This is a genomic window from Bdellovibrionales bacterium (genome assembly GCA_019750295.1).
Taxonomy (GTDB): Bacteria; Bdellovibrionota; Bdellovibrionia; order Bdellovibrionales; family JAGQZY01; genus JAIEOS01.
In genome coordinates this window covers 34727-43625 of the sequence record JAIEOS010000019.1, presented here as the reverse complement: position 1 = coordinate 43625, position 8899 = coordinate 34727, and the positions used below count along the sequence as shown (strand labels likewise).

11 protein-coding genes are annotated in these 8899 nt (G+C 41.6%); 1 reads left to right on the top strand and 10 read right to left on the bottom strand.

Annotated elements, in window-relative coordinates:
• From K2Q26_05170 to K2Q26_05150, 5 genes are all read right to left on the bottom strand, one after another.
• Positions 1–1584: hypothetical protein (locus K2Q26_05170; protein ID MBY0314886.1), on the bottom strand; the 1584-nt coding region annotated here is incomplete at its 3' end.
• A gap of 168 nt (positions 1585–1752) precedes the next feature.
• Complete coding sequence (locus K2Q26_05165) at positions 1753–2313, bottom strand: hypothetical protein (GenBank protein MBY0314885.1); 561 nt, start codon at positions 2311–2313, stop codon at positions 1753–1755.
• A 76-nt stretch (positions 2314–2389) separates the two neighbouring features.
• Positions 2390–2638, bottom strand: coding sequence for a helix-turn-helix domain-containing protein (locus K2Q26_05160; protein MBY0314884.1), 249 nt, complete (start codon positions 2636–2638; stop codon positions 2390–2392).
• Between the two features lie 75 nt (positions 2639–2713).
• Positions 2714–2965: a hypothetical protein gene (locus K2Q26_05155; protein MBY0314883.1), complete on the bottom strand. Its 252-nt coding sequence runs from the start codon at positions 2963–2965 to the stop codon at positions 2714–2716.
• The gene (locus K2Q26_05150) at positions 2949–3230 is read right to left on the bottom strand and encodes a BrnT family toxin (protein MBY0314882.1); all 282 of its coding nucleotides are present in this window, start codon (positions 3228–3230) and stop codon (positions 2949–2951) included. Before K2Q26_05150 ends, K2Q26_05155 begins: the two co-directional genes overlap by 17 nt.
• A 367-nt stretch (positions 3231–3597) precedes the next feature.
• On the opposite strand from K2Q26_05150, the gene K2Q26_05145 reads away from it, so the two are divergent.
• Positions 3598–4698, top strand: a complete 1101-nt coding sequence (locus K2Q26_05145; GenBank protein ID MBY0314881.1) for a site-specific integrase — start codon at positions 3598–3600, stop codon at positions 4696–4698.
• A gap of 205 nt (positions 4699–4903) precedes the next feature.
• Here the strand turns inward: K2Q26_05145 and K2Q26_05140 are convergent, their stop codons facing one another.
• The 5 genes from K2Q26_05140 to K2Q26_05120 form a co-directional block, all read right to left on the bottom strand.
• Entirely contained in the window at positions 4904–5191 is a 288-nt protein-coding gene (locus K2Q26_05140) for a hypothetical protein (protein ID MBY0314880.1), read from the bottom strand.
• A 265-nt stretch (positions 5192–5456) separates the two neighbouring features.
• A complete protein-coding gene (locus K2Q26_05135; GenBank protein MBY0314879.1) occupies positions 5457–6551 on the bottom strand; it encodes a porin in 1095 nt (364 codons plus the stop codon).
• A 139-nt stretch (positions 6552–6690) separates the two neighbouring features.
• On the bottom strand, positions 6691–7158 hold the full coding sequence (locus tag K2Q26_05130; protein MBY0314878.1) for a lipocalin family protein: 468 nt from the start codon (positions 7156–7158) through the stop codon (positions 6691–6693).
• Between the two features lie 13 nt (positions 7159–7171).
• Positions 7172–8512, bottom strand: coding sequence for a hypothetical protein (locus K2Q26_05125; GenBank protein ID MBY0314877.1), 1341 nt, complete (start codon positions 8510–8512; stop codon positions 7172–7174).
• Between the two features lie 35 nt (positions 8513–8547).
• Complete coding sequence (locus K2Q26_05120; protein ID MBY0314876.1) at positions 8548–8862, bottom strand: hypothetical protein; 315 nt, start codon at positions 8860–8862, stop codon at positions 8548–8550.
• Between the last annotated feature and the right edge of the window lie 37 nt (positions 8863–8899).

Sequence of the window (8899 nt, the reverse complement as noted above, 5' to 3'; positions counted from 1 at the left end):
CGTTGCCGCAGGCTCATAAGTTAAATACTCCGCAGGACCTGAAAGAATCTTTGTAGGACTCACGGTATTTATTTTCTGATTTGTGATAGCGCTGTCTGCGATATCGATAGTTGCAATTGTTCCATCAAAGATTTTACCACTTGTCACAGCGTCAGTGGCAAGCTTTGCTGTCACAACACCTAAATCTTTAATCTGCAATTGATTTGTGCCGTTAATTTCAATTCCGATATTGTCAGTCGCAACAGTGAGTGTTGCAGCACCACTTGTTACACCTCCAGTGAGTCCGCTACCGGCATTCGTATTGACCGCAGTGATATCACCAATTGTTCCGGCAGTAACGGTATCTAAGATCTCAAGAGCTGTTGTTCCGTTCCAATATATTAGTTTATTGATGTCTGAATTATACCAGGTTGTCCCTACATGACCCATTCCCAGCGGAGTGCCCGTGATTAAAGTACTTTGCTGAGCGTTTGTGTAACTTCCTAATCGCAAAGTCCTCTGACCACTCATGGTCACATGTCCCGTACCTAAAAGATCAAAACTTGCAAAATTGGTCTGGGCTCCCATAGTGATTGCACCCGTCATAGTACCGCCAGCGAGTGGAAGTTTTGTTGTATCTGTGTTTGTTGGAACAACACCTGCTGGTAAACTTCCTGTCGTAATCTTTGAAGCGTCAATGCCACTAGCGAGCATCGCATTTGTCACGCCACCTGTAGCAATGCTAATTGTACCTGCCGTGGTGATTGGTCCTCCCGTCAAGCCAGACCCTGTGGCAATACTTGTCACAGTTCCAGTACCTGACCCACCACCGCCCATGACTTGAACTGCTGTTCCGTCAAAAAACTTTACTTGATTGGTTGTGGAGTTAAACCACGTGGCTCCAGCCACTGGGGACCCAGGGTCTGCGCCAAAGCTTGGAAGATTTGCGCCGTTGGTCCCTTGTGGCATATAAAGTGGGCTTGTTCCGGCGAGGAGAGCTAATAGACTCGTGTAATTTGTGCCACCTAAAAGAGTTTCCAAATTACTTTGAGATAAATTCTGGGAAGGGTTTATTTGTACAAAGTTTGCTGGCGTTAAGCCTTGGAGACTATTCGCGTACCAAGAAAACGGAGTCGCTTGCATATGGAAGTCTTGTGCCAAGGTTACAAGACCTGAGCCATCGTTGTAGCTAATGCGCATTTTTCGGGTGTGGCCAGAGAGAGCATTGTAGCTTGTTCCAACTGCGCAAGTTGTAATACCCGTAATATTCTGATTGTTTCTAAAAATATTTTCAAGCGCTGATGTGTCTTCAAAATCAGTTCCCGAACGAATCCCAACTCCTACGTTAAGACTGAAAACTCCGCTCGATCCAAGCATGTTGATGGAGTGCTGCTCTTCAAATAAAACACAATCGTTCACCTGCGAAAGAATTTGGACGCGAAAAACGACTGGATCAGCTTCAAGAGGAGTGCTTCCGTTTTTTAAAATTTGTCCTTGGTAAACAAAGCTCGATGGAACTTGCGCAAAAGATTGGTCGCAAAATAAAATGAGGCATAGACTTAAATAGATTAAAAAATTTAATCGCAAATATACATATGCTCTCATATAGATAGCTCATCGGAGTTTTCCATAATTTATTGAGTATTTTAAGGCATTTATAATGTATCGTCATGAAACACTGCTTTCGTCTAAACAATGCATTACTTTGAATTTCTTAAAGAATATTAAGGTATCAAAAGCGGGCCACTAAAAATGGTCGCAAAATTACTTTTTTTAATGTGTGATACTGGCGTCTGATCTTAAAGTGAGATTGGTTTCCTCGATCAAAGGCTTATCGATTCTTTTTCCAGCGGACCCCTTAATCAGATCGGGACCCGCCATCATCGTAGAATGGCTAGCTCCTAGAGCATCAAAAAGTTGGGCTTGCTTATCAAACTGTCGAAAAAATTCCACCTGCACCACTTGTTCTTTGCCAGTGATTTTTAAATCTTTCACGCCGTCTCGGTGTGCTCTGATTCTACAAATGGTGATACCATTTTGGTCTGAATCGGTGCAATTCAAAGAATTTATACCTGAAAATACATCTCTATCAAATAGGACACTAATGTTTTGTTGGGGATTGCCGAGGCGATCTTGTACGTTAAGAGTCAGCATTAACTCACTAAATCCATCAGCAATAGCAGTACTTTTTGAAACAACTGTCACTACGATTCCAGCGTGCCCAGTTGTTCCCCCACCGCCATTCACCCAATCATTAACAGCTTGAGTACATCCTGATATCGAAATCATAGTGCACAGAAAAAAAATGCGTTTAAATGGGAATATTTTCATCAACAAGACCTATCGGCCATAGCAAGCAAATAGTAAAGATATGTTGTCTCAAAACAATACAATTTTATAAAAATTAATTTTAGCCTATAGTAATTTTGATCTCTAAAAATTTACAAATATAAAAAAGCATCGGAAGGCTGGGATATCGCCGTGATTGCTCGATGGTTTTAACAGTATTGACAGCAAGTCCCAATTGTTCAGCCAGTGCCTCCTGAGAAAGCCCCAGACTCTCGCGCTTCTTTTGTATCTTTTGGGCAATACCTCTTAACTGCTTTTCCGCATCTCGTTGAAATTTTTCGGGTATCGCTTCTAATCTTTTACTTGCCATTAATCTAATGGCAACACAGGGCCACTACTAGTAACAGATACTAATAGTGGTCTTTTATCAATTTTTAATCTCCGTTTAAGACACAGTTTTAATGAGTCTTTTTATTTCTGGAGATTTCCGATCCACAAGATCACCCGTTGCGTAGCGATGTAAAATGCTGCTTATAAAAGTTTGATAAGGTATGCCCAGTCGTTCCGCCTCTGTACGGATATCTGACAGATCAGATCCATCAACGCGAAGACTGATTTGCGTTTTTACAGCATCCTTATCAACAGTTGCTTTTTTAGGTCTCTTTTTTAATTTGCTTAAATCATATTCCTTCTTCATAACTTTTTTTCTCCTTATCTGTGGCCTTCCTTGCGCTTATGATACGGACAACATCTCCATGATCTCTTTCGCAAAAAACAACTATTAGTAAATTCGACCGTGAGGATAACCCTATGCGAATAAAACGATCTTCACCTTCGCTGTGTTCAGGATCAAAAAACTCAATAGAATATTCATCAGCCCAAACAGTTTGAGCTTCTTCAAACCATACGCCGTGCTTCTTTTGATTGATTCTGTTTTTAGTATCATCCCAGTCAAATTTCATAATGACATTGTATGCTATTGTATATTCAAAAGCAATACAATCAAAATGAGCTAATAATGCCTAATAAAATCAATAGTTTACGTAAATTTTTAACGCACACCTAACCCTCTTGAAAAGGAGTAATTGATAAACAATAATGATCACGTAATTAAGGTCTTGGCTAATGAACAGCAAGACCCGTTCTTTGAAAATCGAATCGCGCCCGAATTTCTGAATACAAAACTTGCGTCCTTGTATCTTGGAATTACTGAAAACGCTTTACGAATTAAAGTATGTCGCGGACAAGTCCCCTACTTTAAATTCGGTAGACAACTCAGATTCAAGATCCATGAATTAAGAAGTTTGTTGCTTAGAAAGGAACGATAAAATGTCTATTTCTAAGTATTCAAAAGACGGAAAAGTTTTGTACGAGGTATTTGTAAAAACAAGAGACTCAAGCGGAAAACAAGTTGGATTGCGAAAAAAAGGTATTAAATCACTCAATGAGGCTAAAGAAGTTGAGTTTGAATTTAAAACGAATTTGCGCGGTCACAAAAACAAAATTCCGTGGATCACATGGACTGATCATTTTTTAGCAAGATATAAAACTGAGTTTTGTAATTCTACCTACGAGAACTACAAACGAAACTTGCAAAAATGGGTCAACCCCGTTTGGAAAGGAAAATTTTTAGATGAAATCTCCTCTTCCGATGTTCACGCAATGGTTTTTGAACACATCACTGGAGTTTCTAGCTATACAAGAAAGACTTTTTTAAAAATTATAAAAAGAGCTTTTAATATGGCTATAGAAGAATGTGTTCTGCAACGCAATCCGGCGATTGGGATAAAAGTTAAAGTCGCAGAAGTCCACCAAGGAGTATTGAATCGCAGTGAGATTGAGCTTTTCTTAAAAGAAGCTAAACTCTCTAAGCACAGATTTTTTCCTCACTGGTCATTAGCGCTTTTGACTGGAATGAGAAGCGGAGAGCTACACGCTTTGCGCTGGTCTGATGTTGATTTTGACTCAGGCTTTATTAGCGTCAACAAATCATGGACTAAGTTCAATGGTGAAGGACCTACTAAAACCTCTAAAAATCGAGTCTGCCCAATCTCAAGAGAATGCCGTAAGTTCTTAACTGAGTTAAAACTTGTAACGGGATCATCAGATTTTGTGCTTCCCAGATTGTCAGAATGGGATCAAGGCCAACAAGGTCAGGTCACAAAAGACTTTTGCAGAGGCATGGGGATTACGCCGATTAAATTCCACGACCTCAGAGCTACATTTATTACGCAAATGCTAAACAATGGCGTTCCTCTATCAAAGGTAATGGCTATTGTTGGGCACTCAGCGCTAAAAACTACACAGGGCTATTTAAGACTGTGTGGCAAAGATGTCGAAGGAGCTACGGAGGATCTCAAGATCATCATTCCAGAAGCATCTAGCTCTGGGAAAGTTATTGAAATGCGCCGAAAGGATGCAAACAATTGACTTTCTTAGTGTTCTAGGTAACTCTTGGTAATTGTTAGGTCCCTTAAGTGAGTAATTACAGTAATTTGGGGAGCTTGGTTCTCCCCGACCAATTTAGAAAATCAAAGGTTCTACGGAGCGCCCCGGTCGCAGGTTCGATCAATCCTGTCTCGCGCAGGCGAAAGCCGAGCCAAAAATCACCACACCCCTCTCAAATCCCAAACTATCAAATCGTCAGCGCCCGATTTCGACAAGTAATGTAAATCATTTTCTCGGTAATTCGTAAATTTTGAGATTTAGAGTGCTCAATGCATTGTCGCAAAAAAGACTCCTGCTCCCCCGTGAGCCCTTCAAGAGGAGTCAACGGCAATGCCCCCGCACGAATAATTCTTGGTTCGTCAACGCTCTCAGAAATGTCGTCCTCAAAAACGGCGTTTGTAGACACTTCCTCTGCAAAGAGTTGAAGAGGTAAAATCATCAGAGATAGAAAAATTAGATTTTTAAACGTCATCATTCTCGGCCCCCTAGTCATACCTACCCAATGGAAAACTTGAGCTGGTTGAAAGAAAAGTGGAGCAAGCGGCATGCCTTAAAAACTCCATTTACAGCTATTAAAAACGTTACTATTTCAAAATCTCATTTTGATTGTTTAAACTCAAAAACATGTCTAAAACATTTTCGTTCTAATTTGAGAATTCAAACAATCCTGGATGGACCAGATGATCTATCACCCCAAGACCACTCCATCAAAAAAATCCAAACAAGCTCACGAAATTCTCCTAAAACGACAGCGCCAATGATGTCGTGAGCGTTAAGTTCTCTTTTGAAAAATCAGATGCGCTTTTCGGAAAAACGTTGGCGTCGGCCCGAAGATATCGAAGCTCATTTCTCCACGAAAGACCGTGTTCAAGAATTTGATCAAACCCAAGCGACCCGCCCCATCCGTTGAAACTCTCAGGACGATTCGTCACTAGGATGACTTGATCGGGGTCATTAAAATGTTCAAGGCGGAGAGACACTTTTTGATCCTCCGAAATTTTATATCGACCCATCAATGAAACTCCAAACCATTGGCTTGAGTTTGAACTCTCTGGTTTTTCTTGAAATCCAATATCGAACTCTGCGGCCCACTCAAAGTTTTCGGCATTTTTGCTTCGTAGAATCAAGTTGTGGTAATGACGAAACTCTGAGTTTCGAGGCAATCCATTCAAATCAGGAGAGATCTCATTACCGATCAGTGTGTTGTAGACGACTGAAAAACGATCCCACGAATACTCAATTCCAGTTCCTATATTTTTATCGGTGTTGTTCTCAGAAATGTTCTGCCAGCCATTGATCACCAAAAACTGAAGAGTGAGCGAGTCACTGGCGGTGTGAGTGAGCTTTACTCCAGAAAGATAATAAGGTGAATAATCGGCAACCCAGGAGCGAGTGAGAACTATGTTGTCGCGAGAAATCCATGTCTCTGCTCCCACATGGGCAAAGAAAATTCCGGCATCGACCCAGGTTTTATCTGAGATCTTATACCCGAGACGCGCCTCCTGGATGTGACGAGAAAGTTCGGGGCCACTGATAGAGCCTCTCTGGGGTTCCCCCGAATAATTGCTCTGCACCGAAGTGCCGGCCTGAAGCGCAAATCTTCCCCGGAGTTTTGGAGCGTCGACGTTGACGTCTAAATAGCCGAGGTTCAGGTTAAACTCATTGGACCTGGAAGGCTGGGTCGAGAACGCACGATCCCCATTTGGCGGATTATTAAAATCAAACGCATATTGCGTGTCGACAAATCCTCCCCAAGAAATATGAGGTTTAGACTCCTCCGCTAAGCTGAAGGAACTGACGGACAAAATAAAAGTGGCGATGACTAAGTTTTTCATAGGAACAGAGTCTCTCAGATTTAAAATAAAAATGAACATAAAAATATGGAGGAAAGCATTAGAAAAATAAAGCTTCAGAAGCTTAAAAAAATAGCAGAACAGAATAATAGGACTTTAGTACATTTCGTAAATATCAAATTTAATCCCACCGCTCGTTTGCTGATGCGTGGGGTGCCACGTCTTCAACAATACTCCAGACATAAATAAGAAACTCGTCAGCCAGTGGAATTTTAATAAATAATTTATCTTCTTTGATTTCGATAGCTGTTTGAGTTTTCTTACCCAATTGCATATCTGGATCAGAGCTGCAGTCGGAGCCGTTTTCCGGATTTAACCAAGTCACATGGAGAATCAGTTGATCGCCTTCTATTTTCCAATTTCCTCGATTTTCACAAAAATTCTTTTGGGTTTTAAGTTGCCAATAGAGACGGTGCGTCCCGTCTCCATAAAAATTAAAAGTCATTTTGAGTTGGGGATCATCGGGCTGAATCCATTGATCTTCGTAGTAGTAACCGAAGGCTTGCCAAGTTCCTAAAATCTGCTGTGAATAATTTTGAACTGCGGCGGCGTTGACACCTAGACTCAACAGAACCCAAAGTGACATCATGCTCTCTCCTTATCTATAAAAATCGACGACGAACTAACACCTGGCTGACCATTGAGTTTTCGTCTTTTGTGAGTTGCTCGCTGGCCATTTTTGAAAACGTTTTTCCAAAATCCACTAGGGTGCTAGCTGCATTTAGTCTCACAAGAGTTTTAAGCGCTAAAAGTTCTGCTTTTTGAACTCCTATTGTTTTCCTGAGCTCCCAGAGTGTTCCACTCACGATAAGTGAGTCCCCATACACCGTATTTTTCTGGTCACTTAACGTAAAATTATTATCTACGGATCGAGTGTAGGGACCATTGAGGTAACTGACTTCGCCCAGATGTGGATGATCCAGAAAAGAAGTGGTATAGAAATCGGCAAAAGCTTCATTTAAACTACCTTGAGGCAAGCTCGAGAGTGCATCGACAAAGGCATGAACCGTTTCGTGCATTACGATGGTAGGATCTTTTAAAATATCTTTATAACTGACACCATCCCCCTGCCCTAAGTAGATACGTTGATCGTGATAAAACATTGCTGATTTTTTAGCCGGCGCCCCCAAATGTGTCTTTACTTCAATGCTAAATGGAAGATCTACGCCTAAACGATTTTTAAAACTTTGCACAACTTTCTGTACAAAATGATAAACTTGGACTTGATCAAAGCGCGGATCTTCTGGATTAAAAAAGAACAGCTCTTGTGGGGACCGAGCGATGGTGTTTGTGTCTGTGATGACCTTTACATATTGACCTGTAAGAGTTCCATCGCCCATGAGTCCAGGCAAGAGAACTTCCTCAACATGACTCCACTGAGGACCACTGGGATAAACTTTTCCTCGTCCGTCAAAGTAGGAACTCACCTGCTCTCGACTGATAAATTTAAAATCTGTCGTGATCTTTAGCCGTTCTACAAGATCCATTTTCTCTGAGAGAAAATCGACTTTATAAAACAGGGGGAACTTGCCTTTATTCGAGAACACCAGTTTTATAGGAGTGAGGAACCGGCCATGGCGTAACTCAGGAATTTTAATGGGCAGGAGCTTTAGAAATTCATCTTTTTCAACATGAAGCTTCCGAATTTTCGCCTTGAGGTGGTCTGAGGGGTGATTCGAATAGGTGGCCGATACAAAGATGGGGTCATTCCCATTTTTAATGATTTGCAGGTTAGAGTTCTCGACCTCCGCCGAATCATGAAGTTGCACAAATCTTTCGACAGTCCCCGCAAGAGTTGGAACTGTGAAAACAGGCTGGGAGAATTTAGAGGAAATCGCAGGCGCTGCAACACCATCATTCTTAGTCCAAGTGATCGAGACATCTTTGTATTTTTTTTGACAACCCAAACCCAATATTGAAACAAATATGAGTATCCAGTTCATGGCAACCCCTTGAGGGAGATACCTCTCCCGTTAAATTACTCAATCATTAAATTCTTCTCGAAATAAGTGCCGTCGCCAGCAACAAATCTCACCTTATGAGCGCCGGGAGCTAAAGCTCCCAGGGAAACAACTTTCTGATAGGGCACTAAGGCCATGGTGCAAAAGGTCTGCATCACATCGGCCAGAACCTGCACCTCGTGGAGCTTTTCCTGGAGGTGCGTCACTTTTACCGAATTGAGCCTGTAGCAGCCGTTTGGAAAATAGCCATTCACAATAACCATAGGGTCCGCTTTAGAGTCGAAGCTGCTCGGAAAAAAGGCTTCCGAGACACCTACAACAACTTGCTTCACTTCGACCCTTGTTAAACTCGCCGAACCGCTCTCACAA